This is a genomic window from Kosakonia oryziphila (assembly GCF_900094795.1).
Taxonomy (GTDB): Bacteria; Pseudomonadota; Gammaproteobacteria; order Enterobacterales; family Enterobacteriaceae; genus Kosakonia; species Kosakonia oryziphila.
The window spans coordinates 1-22,355 of record NZ_FMBC01000036.1 but is presented as its reverse complement, the minus strand read 5'-3'; the positions used below and the strand labels follow the sequence as shown (position 1 = coordinate 22,355).

The window sequence follows — 22,355 nt, the reverse complement described above, 5'->3', positions numbered from 1 at the left end:
GCTGTCCGGGTTACTTCAGCACATAGCCGTACAAGCGTTTGATCCCATCGGCATCGGTTTCGGAATAGACGCCCTGCAACTCTGGTGAAAAGCCCGGTAGCAGGTTGACGCCCTCTTCCAGCGCCAAAAAGTAGCGCTGGACGGCCCCACCCCACGCTTCACCCGGTACCACGCACAGCACACCCGGCGGATAAGGCAGCGCGCCTTCAGCGGCGATACGCCCTTCAGCCTCGCTGATACGCACCAATTCAACGTTGCCGCGAATAAACTCGCTGTGGGCGTCCTGAGGATTCATCACCACCGTTGGCAGGCTCTCTTTGCGGAACATCGCTTTTTGTAGATCCTTCACATCAAAGCTGACATAGAGATCGTGCATCTCCTGGCACAGCTCACGCAGAGTGTAATCGCGGTAGCGTACCGGGTATTTGTTAAAGATGGTCGGAAGCACATCGGCGAGCGGCGTATCATCTTCAATATGCTGTTCAAACTGACCGAGCATCGCCACCAATTGCGCCATTTTCTCTGCGCTCTCGGCTGGCGTCAGCAGGAACAGGATCGAGTTAAGATCGCACTTCTCCGGTACGATGCCGTTCTCGCGCAGGAAGTGCGCCAGAATAGTCGCCGGAATACCAAAATCGGCGTATTCCCCGGTTTCCGCATCGATGCCTGGTGTGGTCAGCAGCAGCTTGCAGGGATCAACAAAATACTGTTCGCGCGCATAGCCCTCAAAGCCGTGCCATTTGTCACCCGGTTCAAAGCTGAAGAAGCGGCGTTCGCGAGCAATCATCTCTGTGGGATGATCCTGCCATGGGCGACCGGCGATCTCTGGCGGCACGAAGGGTTTGATCATTTTGCAGTTAGCAATGATAGCCTTGCGCGCGTCTATCCCCAGCGTCACACACTCGGCCCACAGGCTGCGCCCGCTCTCGCCCTGATGGATTTTGGCGTTAACATCCAGTGCGGCAAACAACGGATAGAACGGGCTGGTCGAGGCATGCAGCATAAAAGCGTTGTTCAGCCGCTTATGCGGGCAGAATCGCGCCTGGCCGCGCAGATGGTTATCCTTCTTGTGGATCTGCGACGTTTGCGAGAAACCGGCCTGCTGTTTGTGCACCGACTGGGTGACAAAAATACCAGGATCGTTTTCGTTCAGATCCAGCAGCAGCGGCGAGCAGTCCGCCATCATCGGGATAAATTGCTCGTAACCGACCCACGCAGAGTCAAACAGAATGTAATCGCACAGGCTGCCAATCTTGTCGATCACCTGACGGGCGTTATAGATAGTGCCATCGTAAGTCCCAAGCTGGATCACCGCCAGACGAAACGGGCGTGGCTGTTCGGCCTTATGTGGCGCGACATCGCGGATTAGATCACGCAGGTATTTCTCATCGAAACAGTGATTGTCGATGCCGCCGATAAAACCAAACGGGTTGCGTGCTGCTTCCAGATAAACAGGCGTTGCTCCCGCCTGGATCAGCGCGCCGTGGTGATTGGATTTATGGTTATTGCGATCGAACAGCACCAGATCGCCGCGGGTTAATAGCGCATTGGTCACGACCTTATTGGCAGCAGATGTGCCGTTGAGGACGAAATAGGTTTTGTCAGCATTAAATACTTTTGCTGCGAATTTCTGCGCATGCTTCGCCGATCCTTCGTGGATCAACAGATCGCCCAGTCTGACGTCAGCGTTACACATGTCAGCGCGAAAAACGTTCTCACCGAAAAATTCATAGAACTGACGTCCTGCCGGATGCTTTTTGAAAAATTCACCGTGCTGATGACCCGGACAGGCAAAGGTGCTGTTGTCCATCTCGACATACTGGCGCAGTGTATCGAAAAACGGCGGCAGTAAATTGTCTTCATAATCGACAGCGGCTGCTTCTAGTTCCAGCCACTCCTGATCTTTGCCTGCGATAACCGCCGTAATGCCTTCCGGCATATCGACCGGCTCACCGGAGAATAAGAATACCGGCACGTTAAAACCTGTCCGTTTGAGCAGCGCCAGAATGCCGCTACGACTCTCCGCTACTGTTATGACGACTGCCGCCACATCCGTAAAGTCGGTGCTCTCCAGCGTCACCACTTCGCGGTGGGTGGAAAGCAGAGATACCAGCTCGCAGCTGACGGCAATTTTCATCGATTTCATAAGCACGAATACCCGTTTCAGGGGAGTAAAAGACCCCGGACAAAGCTGCTGCTTCGCCCAACGAACGTGTCTGACTGGAACCAGCTCCAACCGCCAGACATCAGTAAAAGCAGAACGTCTCTGATCTTACTGTTGTCCTACAGTGAGCGTGCGTTACCCTCACCGCATGGTGAGTGAAGTTGGAGATAAAATGAGACGGGCGCCCGTTTGCGCAGGCGCGCAATCTCTCTGGCTAACGGCTGAATAGTGCGTCATCAGGCGGCCCCGTTGAGGTAGAAGAAAATTCGCGCAATCATGGCACCTTTCCCCCACTGGCGCAACAAACGCAGGCTCAACCGCGCATGAAAATGCTATTCTGGGCGGCATATTATTCAGTTATATGAAACACAGGAATGATGGTGTGTTAACAGGTCCTTTTATCAATGCCGCCGCCGTATTGATCGGCGGAACAATTGGCGCCTTACTCAGCCACCGGCTGCCGGAGCGGGTGCGTAATTCAATGCCGTCTATTTTTGGCCTGGCCTCGTTAGGTATCGGCATCCTGCTGGTCATCAAGTGCGTGAACTTGCCGGTGATGGTGCTGGCGACACTGGTGGGTACGCTTATTGGCGAACTTTGCTATGTGGAGCGTGGTATTAGCAGCAGCGTAAATGCGCTGCGGGATCTGGTGCAAAAACGCAAAAAGGGTGAAGCCGACAGCGCACATGAGCCTTTTATTCAGAGCCTGGTGGCGATCATTATTCTGTTTTGCGCCAGCGGCACCGGGATTTTTGGCGCCATGCGTGAAGGGATGACTGGCGATCCGAGCATTTTAATCGCCAAAGCGTTTCTCGATTTCTTTACGGCGATAATCTTCACCACCTCACTGGGTTTTGCCGTCGCGGTGATTTCCGTGCCGATGCTGATTATTCAACTGACGCTCGCCACCTGCTCGACGCTGATCTTACCGCTGACCACTCCTGCGATGATGGGCGATTTCACCGCCGTGGGCGGTGTTTTACTACTGGCAACCGGGCTACGTATTTGCGGCATCAAGATGTTTGCGGTGGCGAATATGCTGCCTGCGCTGGTGATTGCGATGCCCATATCCGCGCTATGGGCGGCATTTTTTGCCTGAGTCAGCGTGCAATATCAACAAAGTGGTGATAGATTGTGCAGTCCGCTACGAATTAAAGAAATTTCGTTGACGGAGCGTGGGGAATCAGGTTTAATGCGCCCCGTTGCCCGGATAGCTCAGTCGGTAGAGCAGGGGATTGAAAATCCCCGTGTCCTTGGTTCGATTCCGAGTCCGGGCACCACTTTCACTTCTATGTGCATCTCCCAAAATCCACAAAACTCAAGTATAATCACTGCCATAAGCCATTTTCGAACATTCCGAATTCCACTGACCTCAACTCTACCTTAATCAAGTTGCATCTGGGGGCTTTTCGTGTTGGCCTGCTCCCCGTTGATTAACACACCGCGATGTTAGTAATGTCTTCATAAGCCACATGAGGACACGCCCCGGGACAGACCTGAAAGCTGAACAATTCGGGCCACTCCATTGGCAGACCGGCCAAGCCGCTCCCCGATTTCACGGGCAGACAGCTGACCATAGTGTTGTTCCACAAACGTAATTTCGGCTATCGTCCACCGTGTCCGGTGATTAAGGTGACGCTGCGTTTTATCTACCATGTCAAACCTCCCTGGTATTAGTCACTCTGTTTCTCCTGCGCCAGCGTAGAGATTTGAGCCCGGAGGTGCTGCTCAGCCTGCTGAATCTGCTGCTGACGAAGCGGTGAACCTTCAGGGAGCAGCTTCAACTGCCGAAGCTGTTCTTCCACCGGGACGGTCTGCCGGAAGCTTGTCAGCATGCCAAAAATCTGCGATTTAAGCTCACTGACGGTGATATATTTTCCCTTCTGACCATCAAGTGCATTCAGTTTATCGGCAAGAGCCTGAAGCTGCGTCATACCTTCATGCCAGCCGTTCATTGTATCGACAGGAAGTACTGAGACATTAATCTGTTGCTGCCACTGTTGTACCAAGGGCTTAGCCTGCTCCGGCCACAACGACTGAACCTGTTCGGTGAGTTTTTTGCTGTAAGCGATGTTCCAGTCAGGTGGCAATTTATCCAGCCGGGCAAGCTGCTGCTGTGTTTGTGCAATCACCGTTTGTGGTAACAGGGATTGCTGGTGCAACATCTCCAGTTGTTCCGGCGTAAGTATTGCGGGTAATGGTGCCAGGGATGCTGCAAGCTGAGTCTGTAGCGGGTCTGGCCGGTGAAGATACTGCCAGCTCCACACTGTGACGGCGCTGACCACCAGCATGGTACACATCCCGGCGGCGAAGGATTTCCATGGTTTTGCCGGAGCGGGCATTGCCGGCAGCACCTCCACATTCACCTGGCGTTCTGGCTGTGCAACGTACACCCACTTTACTGTGCTGTCCGGTGCCCGGATATCTTCAGACGGGCTACCGGCACGGGGGCCTGTTGATATTCCCGCAGCATTCATCACGGTGGCAGATAACACGATACCAGACTGAGTATCCGGTCCGGTGCTGGTTGTGTCATCACTGTTTTCCAGCCGGACAGCACTGTTGTGCATCAGGGTACGCAGGGTATCAAACTGGCTCAGGTGTTTAAGCTCCAGACGCTGTAACACGCCCCCCAGACCGGTAAGCAGTTGTTCGGCGCGATAAAGCTGGCTGAGGTCACTGTAATTCAGCGGAAGCATACGCATCAGTTGCTGCAGGCGCTGGCTCAGACTGCTGAGGATTTCCATGCGGGCATGTACTGGCTGAGGCCACAGCGCCCCCCACTGATGGCTTATCAGTGCTTCCAGTATCGCCAGACCTTCATTGAGACCGAATAATCCGGCCAGATGTGTGCGGGCCAGCGTATACCAGGCCACGGTCTGTAGCTCCACACCATTTTGTTCAAACAGTGAGAGGCACAGTTTTTCGACATAGTGCCAGTTCACATCAGGACGCGCCGGATGTGCCAGCTTGCTCAGTTCATCGCGCAGGGCGGCATAATCCGCCAGTGTACGCGGGTCGCCGCCGGTTTTGATTTTTCGTTGGGTGATGTCCATGACCAGTTGTCCATGTGGTGTATCTGAAGCGGTGGAAGAGGATTGTGTATGCGGCGTCGCTTTCTGCTTACAAAGGCTCTGCAAAAACCCGGCCTCTGGCCGCTATGGCAGAAGCGCGAAAATCAGACCAAAAAAAGTGCTGTCATCAAAACGCTGTGCAGGCCGGGATAAAGCACCAGGCGGAGTAAAGCTCCAGTCGTTCAGACTGCCTGACCGCATGAACAGACGACCAAGGAAAGTCACGTGCCCTTCACTATGAAAGGTCGCCTCCACGCATCCGGTCACGCCCTGGCCGTACAGAAATACCGGCACAAACTTTACGACCCGGTCGCCATAACGCAGTACGACAGCGGAAATCTCAAAAGCCCCGCCCTCCGCCAGCAGGTCCGTGACGGATACAGACAGCGTCTCCGCATTCAGTCCGGTATCTGCCAGCCACGCCGCCATCTGCTCCTGAAGTTGCGACATTCGCAGACGGAACTCCGCAATATCAGCCTGACTCCTGCTGCCTGCGGGAGCCGGTGCAGGTTGTCCGGCCTGCAGTTTTTTGAGGAACTGTGATTTTACTGACATGGTGTTATCTGGCCTTACATACCGGTTGTTGTGTTGAGATACTGCTGGTTCTTCAGGTGCCGGAGTAATACCCGCCCTTCAGGCATAAACTCAGTGCCATAGCGCACCAGACCAGTGCTCTTCAGCTCAGCGTCAATGGCATAACGCAACTCGCCGGGGACGTTCTGCTCCAGCAGGACGACAGTAATTTTTTTCAGACGCGGCTCATATTTGAGCAGGACCGCCGACAGGGTACCCATCAGCTCATGGGCGGTACCGGGCATGCCCTGGAGAACTCTGGTCATATCCGGCAGACCGTAGTCCGGCAGATGCGCCAGCGTGCCGGCACGACAGTTGAGGATACGCTGCATGTTATCCAGCACCGACAGGATGACCTGATTTTCTTCACTGACCTGATGGAGGCCGAGGCCACCGGTAAAATTGCCACAGAGCATTTCATACAGCGATGGCGTATTGTGTCCCTGTGGCATCAGTTGTCCTTAAGCGGTAGTAGCGTCAGATGATTGTTACCTGCTTCCAGAATGCGCGGCTTATCCGGGTCAAGGTCTTCGCGTTGAATTACCTGTTTCCAGGTGTTGTTGATCATATCCGGATGGCGGAACAGCCCTGCCACTGCCACAAACTGCGCATCGGTCTCCATCGGCATATTGAGGTTCACATCACCGCCGGGTTTTACCACCACATCGCGGCTGGCCAGCAGGTCAGCTTTCAGAATGGTGTCCCCCTCTTTCAGCAACTGCTGGTAGACCGTTTTGTCGAAGGTTTTACGGTCTTTCAGTTGATAAATACGAAGAACCACTGGTTCAGACAGCGAGTTACTCTCGCGGGAGTCGGTATTCAGCGCTTCACGCGCCGTGAAATCCAGATGCAGTACCTTAATCTTTTTGTAGAACATGGCGTTAAAGGCCGATTTGGTGCCATCGGTAATGCCCTGTGTCATCCCGCAGCCCGCCAGGCTGAATGCCAGCAGTGCAGGTAGCCAGCATACGGATTTAATCAAACTTGTACGTAACACGTCGGTTTCCTTGTTGTGGTGTCGCGGGCTCCAGCCCGGTGTAGTAACCCAGTTCGGTCGTAAAGGTCTGCGGGATATCCTCCGGGAGTTCATCACCCTCCACACCCAGTACGCCGTTCATGCCCAACCAGAAAGGGCCGTCGCCAAGCGGCGGCACTGCCAGCAGGCAGGTCCGGGTGGTCAAGGTGATTTTTGCCTTAAAGCGCCAGCCCAGATACACACGCAGCAGCACCAGAAAGTCCTGATACAGCAGACCATCCGGCTTCCAGCCCCGTGCTTCCTGTTCGTTATCCGTCGTGAGCGCAATCAGCAACTGGCTGTTGGCATCCATCGCTTCATCATCCAGAGGCGTGTTGCCGTCCAGCAGAAAATCATCATCGCCGTAAAAGCCCAGCGGCTGACTGACCCCGACAGGCCGCAGGCAATACGGGCTCACCTGCACCCTGGTATCGGGCGCCAGCAGGCCCACCAGTGCCTGCATCCCCTCCTGGGTTTTACCTGGCTGCTGGAGTACGCCCAGCAGCGACAGAAAGCGGGATACCGGGGTGGCGATATGTTCGGCGGTGCCCGGTATGCCCAGCCCCACCAGGCCCAGCAACGACTGCGAGATGCTGTCCGTACCGCCGGGCTCGAATGTGGCCGGGTAAGAGTATTTTCGCCAGATGCGATAAAACTGCGTCAGGATGCGGTGGCTGAAGATATCCAGAAAGCCCTGCAGCGCCTCATGCCCTTCACGGCGCTGGGTAATGTCGTCGAGATAGGCAGTCGGTAGCGGTGAATCAACACCATACATCCCCATAAACGTGGCGCGGATGAGCGGTGGCTTGCTGTCATCATCCTCGTCATATTCGACAGCCTTCAGTTCACTGGCAGGGAAACCCATCCCCGGATGCGGCGCAAACCGCACCGGGTCATCACAGGGATGGCTGGTTGAGCCCATCAGCGGCCGATCCGGATTACGTTTCTCCAGCAACTGGCAGAAACGGTAAAAGTTAATGCGGTGAAGGTCGGCTTCCAGTCGCGGGGTCAGCCGGGAATGCGGCGGTTGTGTTTCTCTTCCCATTCCAGGCGCTCTCCGGTCGGTTGCAGAATAATAATCAGGTGGTTAAACAGATAGATGTCAGTGTAGAGCGCGAAGAAGCGGCTCAGCATCTCGCCAAACAGGCAGATATCGCCGCGTCCGGCAAAGCCGTGGCTGTCCAGCGTCACCTCAATCTGCACGCCGCGTACCAGGTAGCCCTGCTCAAAGCGCTCGGTTTCACTGTGCTTCACGTCGATAATCGCTTCCAGACGACGGCGGTTCATCTCACTGTCGGTCCATTCATACAGTGCCAGGGTGCCACGCAGCACGTCGGCATTATCCATCATCGACAGGAATCCACTGCCGAGGTGGCTCAACACGCGCCAGTGAAAGCGGTCCTGCGCCGGGGGATAACAGGGCAGCGTCGGCGCACACAGGTTACACACAGCGATACTGGCCGAGGTGGTTTTCATTACCGTATCGAGTACGGTACTTTGCAACGCCCGACGAGGTAGCTGGCCGTTGGTGCCGGTCAGTGTCAGCGACAGGCTTTCGTCTTCCGGCACCGTGTGATTATCAAACGCTTCACCGCCGAGGATAAGCCAGGTGTTATGCAGGCCGGACGGACCACGGCGCACACGGGTGTGGTAGTAATATTCCGGCGCTTCATGGCGCATCATTCCGCCTTTGTGGCGAAAGCTTGAGAACGGCACGTAAGTATGCTGGCTCGATGACATTACTGAATCGACCGCGTATATCTCGGTATGGCCATCCTGCACGCGCATCGGGCGCAGCATGTATTCGGTCTGCAGGGAGTTGAGCGTCAGTGGGTCAGACTCCAGCGGGAACAGGTTAATCACCGGCACACAGTTCAGGCGCAGATGCTTTTCGGTAAAGCTGAAGTCATGCTCCCAGCGTTCCGCCAGTACCACGTCGATTTCAAACCAGGGAAGCGCAGCCGGAAATTCCACGGTTTCCAGCCCACGCAGGCCGGTGAACATGAACTTCTCGCGGAAGGTGAAATACTCCAGCAGCAACTGATAGCCGCTAAAACTGCTGTTGCCCTTCGGCCAGAGGGTATCGTTATCACCAAACCCCAGTGCAGTGAAATGCCCGGCCAGCGGTCTTCTTTCCGCATCGCCAGGCATTCGCAGCCATATCCGGGCCACATTCATGGTGAACGCTTCGTGCATGGCGCAGGCCAGCGGCGCATCAGCATTGAGATAGAAAGGAATATGACTGAGATCGATACGGCTCCAGTCCGCGAGCTCGCTGCAGTTAATACGCAAAGTGGCAACAGAACGACCATCCGCATCGGTCGACAGACGGGCATGTTCCAGCGACAGCGGCTGAAGGTCGATCTCTTTCGTGGTGGTGTAACGGCAGCGTGTGCCCTTTTCACCAATTGGTCTGGAAAGCACCTCGAAACCTTTCGCGATCCGCATCGGCTCTTTCATCTCGCGCCAGTCGGGTGTGAACTCCACCACTGACATCGACGGAATGGTGCGCAGGTAATGCGGCCACAACAGGCTGACCAGCCCTTCCGTCAGCTCCGGAAGGTCATCATCGAGCTTTTCACGTAAACGCCCCATCAGGAAGGCAAAGCCTTCAAACAGACGCTCCACGTACGGGTCACGCGCCCCCGCTTTATCGAGATTGAGCATTGCCGCCTGCTCGGGGTGAGCACGGGCAAACTCTTCACCGGCTTCCAGCAGATAGCGCATTTCAGCGTCATAATAACGCAGGGTTAAGTCATTCATAATATTTCTGCTTTGTTATCCTGGGGGGGCAGGGCTCAGCGGTACCCTGTAATATGTTCAGCATGCGGTGCAGGAACATCACGATGGCTGGCAGTGTGATTATCCACCGTAAGTACGTTCATGCCGGGAAGGGATAAATTTTGCGCCGCAGGGACAACTGCTGGAACTGTGCAGCGAGCCGGCATATTTTCGCCCGTTGGCATTATTGTTCGGGATATGTCCCACTATTTTGTAAGTCCCGGCATGCTTTCCACAGGTCACATTCTCCTGCTCCCGGGCAACAGGGACCCCCATGACGGTATCGGTCGGATCACCTTCAATAATTTTTCCACCGCAGGTGGTCATGTCACCCTTTACCAGATAATAACCTTTCGCCATTTTTCACTCCCTGAGTGCATCAACCATTCAACCACAAAGCACAGCACTGCTGGCCGGATCGAGCGCAATCAGACCGGACAGAAGCAAATCCATCTCTGGCTGTAACCGCGATTTATCGGTTTCACTGCGGGCGGCTTTCATGCGCAGCAGCCTGAGGCGGCGCGATTTCACTTCAAACAACAGCGCCGGTGTCCACTGCGTGAGAGTGATGGACTGAGCAGCCCCGTCGAGTTCACCCAACAGATGCAGGGCCAGTTCATTTTTGCCCTTCTGCTCGGCCACGCGGGCCATCAGCAAACGCAGCAACCATCTGTCTTTTGTGGAGTCGGTGCCCGGGCGTGTCTGTAGCCAGTGAAGTGTGGCATCCAGTCCTTCGCTGTCCGCTTTCTCCAGCGCTTCAGGCTCAAGCGCCAGAATATCGTTGTCACCCATGCTGGCGGCACTGACCGGTTCATCCCGCCAGCCGGACATATCGTCCAGCACGCTCTGGTTTATCCAGTTCAGCGTCACTTCATCAGCAAACGGCGTACCGTCATTAAAGGCCAGCGTTTCAAGTCCGGTAAGGCGGCGCAGCAACCCTTTCAGGTCGGCGGCGATGATGTCGGCCAGTATATCCTGCCCCGATTTCATCAGGGCCTGGTGGATATACCACTGCAAATCCAGCCACAGGTGGTTGGCACCACGCGAAAAGGCGCTGTCTGCCTGCTCCATAATTTCAGACCAGTTCTGCTGCAGATACAGGCGTTTGAGCATCGCCCGCTGGTCTGCACGGGGCGGTTCGATTCGGGTTTTCCCCTGTGCATCCGGGGCAGGAATACTGTGCAACGTGTCATGACGCAGGCTTTTCATCAGCCGGTGTGCGGCAAGCCAGCCATCGGGCTGCTCACGCAGGTACCCCGTCAGGGTACGGGCTTGGGCCAGCAAATCCTGGCCGGAAGTGATGCGGTTCAACATCGGTGCATCCGACTCTGTCACGTGAGATGACGGCTGCGCGCCTGTCTGGCTGCTGGCGTTCTGCGGCACCACCGCATCCACGCCCCCGCCTTTCATCAGGCGGGACTCCAAAGCTCTGTAAAGCGCATTGAGCTCCGGCCGCGACGCTTCCGGCTCGGTCTCCAGACTGTCGCGGATCAACAGCAACGCCCCGGTGGTACGCTGTGCATCCTCGCGTACGACCTCCGGGTACAGTGACAGACAGTCCAGGACACGGGTACCGGCGAGCCATTCCAGCGCGGCCTTGCGGCTGCGGTCCCGCTGTGGATGAAGCTGCATGCCGTAGCGCTGCAGTAATCCCGCCAGCAGTTCAAGCCCTTCGGCAAAGCCGGCTTCGCCATCCTGGTGCAGGCGCGCCCAGCAGTAATAAGTCGCAACCCGGATATCTTTGGCGGTATTGGTCAGCAGCTTTTCGGCAAGCGTGCAAATCAGCCCGGTATCGATACCGGAGAGCTTATTGACCTCCTCGCGGATACGCTGGAAATCATCGTCATATCCCGGGTCTTCCCCGGTCGGGCCCGCTTCACTGACCTGGGCAAGCCAGGGCTGCCAGTTTTCCGTGCGTGGCTGCGCCTGTTGCCGCAGCAGTGTTTCATCTGCCTGACAGGCGGCAACCAGATTCTGCAGTGTGCTCATTATTCGCTCCCCTCCATGTCATTGTTTCCCGTATTAGCCATCATCGCCTGAGCGGTGGCCGCGCTGTCGACACTGAATATCTGATCCGGCAGCGTGAAACCGCGCAGATCCAGCAGCGCCAGCGGACCTTTTCCAAGTTGTGAGCGCAACACCCACTGCAGGGTTCGACCATCAGGCGTGGTAAAGCTCATCATCCACTGGCTGCGGTCAATCTGCTGACGCTTGCCCTGATCCAGCCAGCGAATAAAGCCCCAGGTTCCGCTGTAATCCCCGAACAGACGTGCTCCGGCGCTGACCGTGGTCCAGGTCAGCATGGTCCCTGGTTTGTAAGTGTCTCCCGGCCAGCGGAAGGAGTGCCAGTCAGCCATCTGGTTAAAGTAGTGCAGCTTTTGTCCATCAATGGACAACTGAGTTTCCACCACCTGTGGTACCGGGCGTGCCTGCAGCTCGAAGCTGATGCCCTGACTGCCGTCGGTGAACAGAATGTCTGACAACTGGCTCAGTTGATTAATCGCCCGCAGAAAGGCCGGGTTAAAGCTCAGCCCCTGGCTGTTGACCTTATCCGGTACCCACTGGCTGCCCTCTTTGTGCAGCACACCGCTGAGTTCCGTGGTCAGGAAGCGCTCAATACGCCCGCTGTCCTTGCGCACAAATTCAGCCAGCATCGGCAGAGAGGCGTCACTCCTGCTCGCGGCAAACGGGAAGCGTCCGTCAAATGCCGTGTGCCAGTTCGCCACCACCGAGCGGCTCCATTTGTCATTCAGACTCGCCGCCGACGGCTGGAGGACAGTCTCCCAGGCCTGGGTCAGCGGCTGCACAAACATCGTGTTGCCAAAACCACTCCATTCTTCACCCAGACTCGCGGAAATCAGGCTGCCATACTGTTGAGTATCAGTGAGGTCCACACTTTTGCCCTGGAATACGGTCTGCGCCAGAGCCTGCATCATCTCCCGCGGGTCGGAGGCGCTGGCCACCTGTTGCAGGCGCAGACGCACGCGGGTGATGCGGGTCAGATACGTCTGCAGGCTCAGCGAGTTGTCAGCCGACATGACGTTACTGCCTTTGTTTTTACCCAGAAGCGTCAGCAGTGGGCCAAAGGTTTCATCCAGTGGCCCCTGCGGCCCTGACGCAGACTGGTCAATCGCAGGTTTGTCTTTTCCGCCTACGAGGTCTTTAGCCGATTTGATGATGGAGTCCGAAAGGCCTTCGCTTTGCTGGCCGGTCTGCCCCTGCCAGGCGAGGGTATTCATCAGGGCAATCAGTGGCGACTGGCGGACATCGCTCATCAGCGTCAGCTGATCGGTAACGTCCGCAATGTTGTTTGCCGGATTAAGTCGCAGGCTGTTAAGGAAGCTCAGCCAGCTACCGGCAAAGTCGGTGAAATAGCGCCGGGTGAGTCGGGCTTTCAGGGCTTCCGGCGACAGGTCTGAGGAGACAGCTTTTCGGCTGTCGCTCAGCACCCAGTCAATCTCATCGCGGCGCGACGTTGCCGCCTTCTCAATGGCCTGCTGAATACCACCTTCCCAGGCCTGACGGGTGAACATCCCCGGTACGACTTCATCGGTAGTGAACAGTCGTCGCGCGTCGGTGCCGCTGGTCATGTCTTCCAGAGAAACATCAGCAAAGTTACGACGCACGGATTTGAGCATGTTCCCGTAAAGCGTACTTTCAGCGTTACGCCGTCCAATTTGCTGTAACAGCACCTGGCGGCTCTGGCTGACCAGTTGCGCATCCGGCGTAATTTTCCACTGCGGTTGCTCTGGCAGTTCAGAGATGTAGAAGTCCCACAAATCCGGTGACAGACTTTGCCACAGCCCGGTGGAGATACCCCTGCGTGTCGGCTGCACGGTTTTCAGTGTCCGGGCGTAAAACACGCCGTCGACTTTATCCGGGCGGGCCATCATCAGCCAGGCCTTCAGCTGGTCATAGCCTGGTTTCGCCAGTTGTGCACGCTGGTCGCTGCCGGGGGCTGAGTTTGCCAGCGCGCTGAGTTTCTGTATCAGCGCCTGATTCGCAGGGTCGCGTATCAGGCGGTTGTTTGCCACGCCGTACCAGGGCAACATCGCGTCGAGCAGTTGCTGGTTATGGTCCAGACCGAAGCGCTGATACCACGGTGAACCATCCCGGACGTTATGCTGTAATCGACCAGCGGCATTTCGCAGTTCGTACATTGCAGTGAGTTGATTATCAGAAACCGCAGGATGTTCCACCAGGTCTCGTGCTTTTGCCGCCACAGAAGAAATTTGTCCGTAGTTCAGCACAAACGACAGCAGTGTCCCCGCCCCCCAGACACCGATAATGGCCATCAGCGTCCAGGCCAGCGTCTGTTCCCACGCCATACCAACACGGCGGCCACGAACATGGGTGCAGTCATCCACAATGCCCTGCCAGGTTAACGGCAGGGTCAGCGCATGGTGTTGCGATTCAGGGATATATTTCTCAGCGTCGGCAGGTGCCGCACCGACTGTTTCTCCTGCGATAGCGGCGGGTCTATTCTCAGGCAGGCTGAACATCAAACCACGCAGCGGAACACGTTGCTGAGAGACCGACAGCCATGGCAACAACTGCTGTGCCCAGCGGGCGATACCGCCCTCTTTGAGGTGCTGGCCCAGGCGCAGCAGGAAATCGTGGCGGTTGTTCTCAGCAACCTGGCTCACGCCCTGCGTTCGCAGGGCCGGCAGCATCAGTTCAAGCTGGCGGGTAATATCGTCAGGCTTAGCACGAAGCGGGAAAGTGGCCCCTACCGTCTGTTCAGGGCGCTTTACCTGCGACCACTTGCTGTCGCACAGCTGCCACAGCCAGACCGGAGCGGAATAACGGAGCAGCTCACTGATTTTTTCCAGCCCGCGTAAATCGTTGTCGCTGATTTGTGGCGTGAGATTAAGCGACTGCGGCATGACACGTACAATACCGTCCAGTGGACGACCGCGGCGCAGTTTACGCAGGGCGGTATATTTTTCCTTATCGGCCTCAGCAGTCAGACTGCCGCCGTAAATCAGAACAGTACGGTTACCTTCAAGCCACTGGTTTTCCTGCAGACCAGGCACCAGCAGTTCGATTGCCGCCTCATCGCCAGTGATCAGCAGCAGACGGACTTTGCGGCACCAGAAAAATCTGTAGCGGGTTCGAAGATGATTCTTAAGACTGGAGAATAATTGACTCGCATCACGGCCCACAGCTGAGGGCAGTGCAAGCTTCTCGCCTGACACCTGTGGCTTATAGACCACCTGATTTTTTCTCTGCTTCCATCGCCACCATACAGGTGAACCAATCAGGCCAAAGAGCAAGACGGCAAACACGGCTCCCCAGATCATCCAGATTTTTTGAGTTGAAATCCCGAGGTTGTTCAAACTCTCCTGATTGATAAAAAGCAGAAAAGCGCTTATCCCCGCCAGACCGACAATCAGAAGGAAATATCCCCATGAGCCATAGCGTGCATTTGGCATTATTTTTTGTGCGGGCATGCGTAAAGCTCCCTGGTAATAAAACAAAGTGTCCCTGTTTGTTGCGGCGTCTGATTCACCAACAGCTGATCCTTACCCGTTTTGCTGGCGGCTTCCACCATCATGGCTAAGGAAAGTGGCAAAGCCATCTCTCCAGGAGGTCCAAAGGAGAGATCGATAGAATGCAGAGGCCTTTTCTCCGGCAGCGACCACTGATGGAGAGTTGCATATTGCATTATTTCTGAGGCAGTTTTTTCAGCAGTCCCCAACAGCCAAACGAATTCCAGACTCTGCTTATCAGGCTGAATATATTCAAATAACATATCTAACTCATCAACAAGTTTCCCGGCTTCCATTGGCATCATACGAGTTATGCCAGCGATAGCAGGCAATGAATGCTGACGAGCATAAGCAGATGACGTAAGGAGCTGAGCAGAAATAAACTCACTTGACTGCCCGCTGAGCCGATGAGGCCAGTCCTGAAGACAAAGTATTAATATCAGCCCATCAAAATTCTTTTCATCATATAAAGAATCTATAGTCTTCATGGAATAGATTAAATTGGGAATGAGATCCCATTGTTGAGAAATTAACTCAATGCGTTTTTCGTCAATCCGATCTGCCGACTGGTAAACATAAACAGAGTGCAGGGAATAACGATATCCGGGATGTTGCAACTCCAGCTTTCTGTCTGTTTCCTTCATGAAATCTTGAAAGCTATGCTGGGAGTTGAATAATGGACGAGCCTTTTTAGGAAATGCAGGAACCTTTTCCAACTCGTCCAATAGTGCCTCCATTCCTTTCTCTTCCGGAGAAAACAAAACATTGCCAACAACGGCAAGCTGCTGTCGACTCCAGTTGCGCCATTCAGCTTTGGTTTGCTCTCTTTCGAAATCCCAGGCCCGACTAGCTGCGACAGACTGCTCGTAGCGATTAAACAGCCCCCCGAATAAGCATAACCAAATCAACAATGCGGGTAGAGCACCGTAGAAGAAAACTTCAGCATAAGTTGCCTTATTCCAGATCCATAAGCTGGAAATAGCACCCACTATTAACATCAGTACTAATACTATTATCCAGAACCAGAACTTTGGTGGTGGAAGAGATTTTTTATCAGGAATATCAGGTATAGGCCATGCCATAGTAAAACTCGATATTTGTATATTTCATTAAAGACTAAAGAGAAATTAAAAGAATCATGCACAACGATCCAGATTAACTGAATGTCATGCTATTTATTAAAACATCAAATAAAATACTAACCATACGTTATTTTAGAGTTAGCGCTATAGCATTTCATTTTTCAGAGTCAGCCATTCTTTCTTGTAAGTTATTTTGAAAATAGATACGAGCAACTTATGCTTACATATTTCGGCGAAGCCATTTTTATTTCTATAGTTGCAAATATCAATCCATAAAGCTTTTTTATCAAACCCATTCCATACCGAAGGTGCTGGGGTCATGAGATTCGCGTAACAAACAGGGGCAACCCATTCAAATAAAGCCTCTTCAATTATAGTAACAGGGAAATTTTTCGCTATTGAGGAAATGTGTTTAAAATCAACTTTGTTATCTACAAATATATCTGATAGTGCGCCACATAAATCGAAGTAAACTAGTTTATCTTCCACGTTGTAAACTCCTCAATTTCCTTCCACGGACTGCCTGCCGCTCAGAACGGAGCTCTGTCCTGCTCATTACTTGGCCGTCAGTGAATATTAGATTCCTTTTTCTTTGCAATCGCTATCTTTTAATAATCTCAGGCTAATTTTGATATCCTTATTTTCAGTTTCAGGAATTTGTAATGGATGACCATCTTTATCCAGACAACCATAACAATATTTATTTTCAGCAGTTATTTTATAGCATTGCCCATCAGGGCTTGAACCCGAGAATGGATTAACTATTTGAATGTTTTTATTACGTTCAACGGTGACCGCTTTCGTTTGGCAAGTGGTGTTGAAAATCAGAGATATCAGGCCGGCAAGCAATAAGCTACATTGAGATTTATCCTTTATTAAACATTCCTTTTTATCTTCTATCTCAGAGGGATGCAGTGGTTGAATTTTTCAGTGGAGATAGTTTTTTTCAAATACCCCCACATCTTCCTTAGGCCTTAGAATAGCTATCCGGAATACCAGGGATAAATTTCGCGTGACATGGGCAAGAGCTAAAGCTGTCAAGTGACCCCGCCAGAACCTGGCCTCCATCGAATGTATCTGCAGCTCCGCCTAAGATTTTGTACGCTCCCGGGTGCTTACCGCAGTTAACCATATCGCCTTCTCTGGCAGCAGGAACGCCGTGCCATTGAAACGTTGAATCTCCGGTAAGGATCTTCCCACCGCAGGTGGTACTATCACCAACTCTTAAAAAATAACCGACACTCATTATGTATCCTCTATTTTCAAATATTGTGGAAGTATACGGGAAGCACTACTAATTTCACTAGCAGCTACTTATAACGCAGGGAGTTCACCAGCCTGTCCCAGATTTCAATCATCTGCGCTTCGCTGTAACGTGTTTTTTTATACTCACTGCCGAACCCAATGTTAAGGTTCGGCTTATTCGGTGTCGCATCACGCTCATTAGCATAAAGCATAAAATTATAGAATGTGTTCTTTTCATCCTTTCCCGTCTCCGTATTTCTGATAGTCTGGGTGCCACCAAACAGCCATGACTCCGCCGGAATACCGTTTGGTGAGAGTGCCACTTTCTTAATGGTGTACTGATTTGATGTTTTAAGTGCCTCATTAATTTGCGCACTGCGGTTAAACAACGTGTCGTCTGAACCCTTGATTGTATTATCCATATCAACACCAAAAACAAAATCATCATTTTCATACCGGAATGTGAGACTTTCTTTATGCTTTCCGCCATCATCCCGGATAAACCCATTCGGAATACATACCCCCTTGCCAGACGGAATATCCTCATCTTTTCTGCCACTCAGCCGTGATATCAGAGACTGTAAGGCCGCCAGCTTGGCTGGTTTGGTATTTGCATCGGCCTCAGTAAAGCCTCTGGCTAGATATTTTGATTTTTTTTCACTGTGCTTTTTATCTGAAAAATCACGAATATCTGTAGTAATCACAAAGGCTGTCATGCCGGAATAAACATGAGCTTCCAGTTGCCTGTATATATCCGGAGTACCCGATTCATTATGATCGAAAATAGCACCTTTGCCATCAGGAAGGAGAACGACCTCTTTTAAAAAAGGGGCATTTTCAGGCCTGTTACCCGGTTTATTAATGGCATCGCGCAGCGCCTGCTCTCTTAACTGTACCCGCTGTTTAAATGCGGGTGGATAGAGAGGTTTACTTTCAATTTTAAAATCATCGATAAAAATCATATCGTGAAGCTGATTGTTAAACGACTCCGGAACGTCAATCACATAGCGCCCGATGCACTGCGGTTTGGTTTGCGCAAATAAAGTATTTATCACTGGACTGTCCTTCTGCACTGACGTGGATGCCTTAGCCTGGGCAATAAAAAACATGCTGCCCGCCATAAGAGATAATGCTGCAAGCTGACGAATAGCCTTCATGGGATCGGGATCTCCTGAACCATTTTCACAATGGCCCTGAGCGTAAACTGCAGGGCCGGTCTGTCTTTTATATCCTTCAGGCTGCTGACGTCGTAGGCTCCCTGGTGATCAACACCGGTTGCCAGAACGCTTTTGATTTCGCTGTTGCGGCAAATGGTGCCCAGCGATTCCACCGGCACCGTGCCATCGCCCGGCGTTTTTGATGAGGTGATCACATACATCTGAGAACGATTAAAAGGCAGGGGGATCTCCCGGTAGTTGTTGGGCAGCTTCCTCTCGCTCTCATGCATATTTTTCAGATAATGGATGGACGTTTTTTTCCACGCCAGGGTGCCATCGGAGGCAATTTTATGACCATAGAAAGAATAGGTGTTTGGATGGTACCCCTCCTTTTCTAATTTAGAAATAAACTTGCGAACAGGCTTATCAACTAAACCTATAAGGTTTCAGCCTGTGCCAACTACTAAAACGACCAGCACAACACCTATTTTTTTCTTATGCATTTTCGTACCTCAACCAGGTCGGTTGAATATTTTGCGCAAGCGGAATTAAATCGCCCCTGGTCGCATACGCAAGGTTGAAGTCAGCGTTTGCCAGAACGCCATCACTTCATTGGCTGTTAAGGCTTCATCGGGTAATGGGCCGTGATTTAACTCTATACTTAAGAATGGCGTCTTAGGACTACCTTGCTTTTCATTAACATTAAGCTCAAAGTGATGTCCGCTGGCTGCATCTTCACCATTGCCCACCATTAACCACTCTTCTGCCGCCAAATTATTGATATCACGCCGGCCTTTACCCAGGGTTTTTCCACCCATCTTTGATAAACCTAATTCTATTTCACCACTTCTTTCCAGTATGGATGTATCTTCCTGCAGGTAATTATTGGTACTGAACCCGACATAGAGCCGTGGGTTAACTTTCGATTGATAATTGAATGAAATCTCTTCTTCCCCTTTCGCTGGTCCGGCAACAAAGCCATCGGGAATACAGGCTCCTTGCCCTACCGGCGTTTCATTTTCTTGCCGACCTTGTAAGCGGGATAATAAGTCGGTTAATTCAGCCAGTTTTTTAGACATATCATTAGTATATACCTCCGGCAGTTGTTGTTTTTTCTTATCATAACGGCTTGAATCAGCGTTTGTTGCCTCCATTGTTGTTTTGAATGACACGCCGTTATTGTACACATACCCCTCAAAAATACGGAAAGCATCAGGCGATACCTGACTGCTTGTATGTTCAAAAACAATCCCTTTCATACCATTAGGTAAAGGATAAATATTTTTTAAAAAGGGGGCATCTTCCTGGCTGATAGGCTGTGTTTTACGCAACTCGGCCTCACGTAAACGGATGCGTTGCTCAAAGGCTGGTAAATAAGTACGTTTGGTTTCTATCTCCTGTTTATTGATGATCACCAAACCAATAGGGGAAATAAGGTTTTCCGGGAGGTCTATTTGGTAACGGCCAATACAGCGCGGGGTCAGGTTTACCAGTAAATTATCAACCACTTTATGCTCCTGCTCGGTAAGGGTAAGTTTTGGCGGGTAAGGTTTCAGCCATTGCCATAGGCCAAAGGCCACTACTAAAACGACCAGCACAACACCTATTTTTTTCTTATGCATTTTCGTACCTCAACGAGGTCTGTTGAATATTTTGCGCTATTTTGACAATGGCCCACAGCGTATATTGCTGCGCCGCCTTATTTTTATAAGCAGGCTCATGGGCGACATTCAGGCGCAGCCTTGAGCGGATATAATGTTCAGGTATCTGTGAAGAGCGCAGCGGCACGGTGCCATCCCCTAATTCAGCTGAGTCAGGCGGCACGATGCTGTATTTTTGGTGGATCCCGCTGGCCCAACCTTCCCCCTGCAACGGCGTAGCAACGGTTCGGCTGGTGTGGGTCTGGCCGCCAGTCTCGATTAAGCGGCTATCTAACGCACTACGTTTACGATCTTTATTGATCCAGCCATCAATCATTGGGGTTTCACTTTGCCACACTAAATCGCTATAAGTCGGGATGCTGCCGCCATAAAAGGCGTGAGTATGGCTGTGATAACGTCCTTTTAACTGCTCAATGGCAGGCTGAACTATATTTTCCATTAGCCGTGCATAAGCACTCCAGTCGCTATCCAGCTTGGTTTTATCAAAAGCGCTGTTGGCCGGATTAATCAACTTATCTTCACATAGACTCCACCATTTACCCCTGACGGCATAAATTTCAGTATAAGGGTCAGCTTTAGGTAAAGTGTAAGTCTGTTCACCGTCCTGAATTTTCAACCAGTTCATGCCGTACTCCACGCCAGGCAGCAGCTGCAGTGGCCCCGGGGACTGGGAGAGAACCGCCGTCATCTCTGCGCCACTGCCGCCAGGCACTTGTGCGGCAATCCACTCTTCCACGCCTGAAGACTCCATCCCGGCTTTCATACGCCGGTAAGCCGATGCCGCACCAATGGCCGGTAAAACACCGTGGGCAATCCCTAATATCAGGCTTTTACCTCCGGCTAATTCAGAGCAGTAACGCGCCACCAGACCGCCCATTGAGTGAGTCACCAAGATCACCTTTTCACATTTGATCCCCCGACTACGGTGATCCTTGATAATACCTTCGATGCGGGCGAGCAGGGTAGTCGCTGAAGTCTCAATGCTGTCCAGCCAGTTATAGCCCACCACATGTAAGGGAAAGCGGTACTTATAGCTCAGCTTCATTTCCTTCTCATCCAGCGGAGTGTCGCCTTTCTCCTGCCCCAAACTCATCCCCACCAGTTGTGAGCGCAGACCGGTTTCGTAGTGGTCAAAATCCTCCAGAGCGTGCTGTAGCCAGGGTAAAAATTCACCGTAACTGAGATACCCCGCCTCTCCCCAGCCTCGTGCGTGTCGTGAGGGAAACCCCGGATCGGCCAGATTGTCATCCACCCGCCCATCAGAGTCCACTTCCACCTTGGTTGGGTCGAGTAGAGTACGCCTTCTCGCTGGTCCTTTGTTTAGCCAGCCTAATGCCGACCCGGCACTGTCTAAACGCCAAAGTTTGTCCGATGTTCTCTTAGTTTTTAAATTGCTGCCCATCACGCCGGGTAAAAATACCACCGGGATAAAACGTTCAGGGTAAACAATACACTGATATTGCATTCCACTGCCTTTGGGATAACTCTGCAATCGGTAACCGACGTTACCAAACTCGTCAAAGTCAGGATAGACGTTGATAATTTTGGATGATTCAGACATGGTTAATCCTCCCTCTTGAGAATGGCTTGTACTTCTTCAATATTAAGATGAGGCTGATTGGCCGTTTCCCCTGAAACCGATGTCACCACCTCGATATTACCCCCGCCACTGTTCAGCATGGCTTTGCGCCCTTTGATTGCATCCCCAGAGCCGGCCCATACCATTTGGGGTTGTAACTCATAGCTCCCATTCTGGAATTGCTTCAGTGCCATGTTCAGACTCTGCCCGCCAAACTTCTGCCACACCGCCGCCCGCTGGATGATTTTGTCCGGTGCCGCACACTCCACCGTCCCGTCTGCGATACGAATATAGCCACCCCCGCTCGTCAGGATGATTTCCTGCTTCGCGCTGATAACCAGTCTGCCTTCGCTACTGCTGATGCGGATATCTTTCAGCGCATCCAGCGTCATCTCGTCGCCCTGCGCCTGTATCTCCACCTTTCCTTTGCTCGCAAAAATTTTGATACCCAGCTTCTGGGCAAACAGGCTTATCCTCTCCCCGGCTGCCACGGTGAATTTTTTTAGTGCACTGAAATCAGTGTGTTTGCCGC

19 protein-coding genes, 1 tRNA gene and 1 pseudogene are annotated in these 22,355 nt (G+C 52.6%); 2 read left to right on the top strand and 19 right to left on the bottom strand.

Going from position 1 to position 22,355, the window contains the following annotated elements; translation table 11 throughout:
* Window positions 1-10 precede the first annotated feature (10 nt).
* The gene (locus GA0061070_RS16695) at window positions 11-2,146 is read right to left on the bottom strand and encodes an ornithine decarboxylase (RefSeq protein WP_090137164.1); all 2,136 of its coding nucleotides are present in this window, start codon (window positions 2,144-2,146) and stop codon (window positions 11-13) included.
* A gap of 400 nt (window positions 2,147-2,546) precedes the next feature.
* On the opposite strand from GA0061070_RS16695, the gene GA0061070_RS16690 reads away from it, so the two are divergent.
* Together GA0061070_RS16690 and GA0061070_RS16685 are read left to right on the top strand one after the other, a co-directional pair.
* Entirely contained in the window at window positions 2,547-3,263 is a 717-nt protein-coding gene (locus GA0061070_RS16690) for a DUF554 domain-containing protein (protein WP_090137163.1), read from the top strand.
* Between the two features lie 105 nt (window positions 3,264-3,368).
* Window positions 3,369-3,444 (top strand) — tRNA-Phe (locus GA0061070_RS16685).
* 393 nt (window positions 3,445-3,837) lie between these two features.
* On the opposite strand, the gene GA0061070_RS16675 is transcribed toward GA0061070_RS16685, so the two are convergent.
* From GA0061070_RS16675 to GA0061070_RS16590, 18 genes and pseudogenes are all read right to left on the bottom strand, one after another.
* Window positions 3,838-5,220 (bottom strand): VasL domain-containing protein, encoded by a 1,383-nt coding sequence (locus GA0061070_RS16675; protein ID WP_090137161.1) that lies wholly within the window; start codon window positions 5,218-5,220, stop codon window positions 3,838-3,840.
* Between the two features lie 102 nt (window positions 5,221-5,322).
* Entirely contained in the window at window positions 5,323-5,793 is a 471-nt protein-coding gene (locus GA0061070_RS16670; protein WP_090137160.1) for a hypothetical protein, read from the bottom strand.
* A 14-nt stretch (window positions 5,794-5,807) separates the two neighbouring features.
* Entirely contained in the window at window positions 5,808-6,263 is a 456-nt protein-coding gene (gene tssE / locus GA0061070_RS16665; RefSeq protein WP_090137159.1) for a type VI secretion system baseplate subunit TssE, read from the bottom strand.
* A complete protein-coding gene (gene tssJ / locus GA0061070_RS16660; RefSeq protein ID WP_090137158.1) occupies window positions 6,263-6,808 on the bottom strand; it encodes a type VI secretion system lipoprotein TssJ in 546 nt (181 codons plus the stop codon). Before tssJ ends, tssE begins: the two co-directional genes overlap by 1 nt.
* Window positions 6,786-7,871 (bottom strand): type VI secretion system baseplate subunit TssG, encoded by a 1,086-nt coding sequence (gene tssG / locus GA0061070_RS16655; RefSeq protein WP_090137157.1) that lies wholly within the window; start codon window positions 7,869-7,871, stop codon window positions 6,786-6,788. The genes tssJ and tssG overlap by 23 nt, the downstream gene beginning before the upstream one ends.
* Window positions 7,835-9,589, bottom strand: a complete 1,755-nt coding sequence (gene tssF / locus GA0061070_RS16650) for a type VI secretion system baseplate subunit TssF (protein WP_090137156.1) — start codon at window positions 9,587-9,589, stop codon at window positions 7,835-7,837. The genes tssG and tssF overlap by 37 nt, the downstream gene beginning before the upstream one ends.
* Window positions 9,590-9,697: 108 nt before the next feature.
* Window positions 9,698-9,967: pseudogene (locus GA0061070_RS16645) on the bottom strand (PAAR domain-containing protein); the annotation flags it as partial.
* A 27-nt stretch (window positions 9,968-9,994) separates the two neighbouring features.
* A complete protein-coding gene (gene tssA / locus GA0061070_RS16640) occupies window positions 9,995-11,596 on the bottom strand; it encodes a type VI secretion system protein TssA (protein WP_090137154.1) in 1,602 nt (533 codons plus the stop codon).
* Entirely contained in the window at window positions 11,596-15,060 is a 3,465-nt protein-coding gene (locus GA0061070_RS16635; protein ID WP_090137153.1) for an ImcF-related family protein, read from the bottom strand. Before GA0061070_RS16635 ends, tssA begins: the two co-directional genes overlap by 1 nt.
* Window positions 15,042-16,181: a hypothetical protein gene (locus GA0061070_RS16630; protein WP_090137152.1), complete on the bottom strand. Its 1,140-nt coding sequence runs from the start codon at window positions 16,179-16,181 to the stop codon at window positions 15,042-15,044. Before GA0061070_RS16630 ends, GA0061070_RS16635 begins: the two co-directional genes overlap by 19 nt.
* A 144-nt stretch (window positions 16,182-16,325) precedes the next feature.
* A complete protein-coding gene (locus GA0061070_RS16625) occupies window positions 16,326-16,670 on the bottom strand; it encodes a DUF7079 family protein (protein WP_090137151.1) in 345 nt (114 codons plus the stop codon).
* An 87-nt stretch (window positions 16,671-16,757) separates the two neighbouring features.
* On the bottom strand, window positions 16,758-17,030 hold the full coding sequence (locus tag GA0061070_RS16620) for a hypothetical protein (RefSeq protein WP_244153158.1): 273 nt from the start codon (window positions 17,028-17,030) through the stop codon (window positions 16,758-16,760).
* A 118-nt stretch (window positions 17,031-17,148) separates the two neighbouring features.
* Window positions 17,149-17,427 carry a PAAR domain-containing protein gene (locus GA0061070_RS16615; protein WP_090137149.1) on the bottom strand — a complete coding sequence of 93 codons (279 nt, stop codon included), beginning with the start codon at window positions 17,425-17,427 and terminating at the stop codon, window positions 17,149-17,151.
* Between the two features lie 64 nt (window positions 17,428-17,491).
* A complete protein-coding gene (locus tag GA0061070_RS16610; protein WP_090137148.1) occupies window positions 17,492-18,583 on the bottom strand; it encodes a T6SS immunity protein Tli4 family protein in 1,092 nt (363 codons plus the stop codon).
* A complete protein-coding gene (locus GA0061070_RS16605) occupies window positions 18,580-18,873 on the bottom strand; it encodes a hypothetical protein (RefSeq protein ID WP_244153157.1) in 294 nt (97 codons plus the stop codon). The genes GA0061070_RS16610 and GA0061070_RS16605 overlap by 4 nt, the downstream gene beginning before the upstream one ends.
* A gap of 258 nt (window positions 18,874-19,131) precedes the next feature.
* Complete coding sequence (locus GA0061070_RS16600; RefSeq protein WP_090137147.1) at window positions 19,132-20,205, bottom strand: T6SS immunity protein Tli4 family protein; 1,074 nt, start codon at window positions 20,203-20,205, stop codon at window positions 19,132-19,134.
* Window positions 20,198-21,805, bottom strand: coding sequence for an esterase/lipase family protein (locus tag GA0061070_RS16595; protein ID WP_090137146.1), 1,608 nt, complete (start codon window positions 21,803-21,805; stop codon window positions 20,198-20,200). Before GA0061070_RS16595 ends, GA0061070_RS16600 begins: the two co-directional genes overlap by 8 nt.
* Window positions 21,806-21,807: 2 nt before the next feature.
* On the bottom strand, window positions 21,808-22,355 hold a 548-nt coding region (locus GA0061070_RS16590), incomplete at its 5' end, for a DUF2345 domain-containing protein (RefSeq protein ID WP_139109780.1).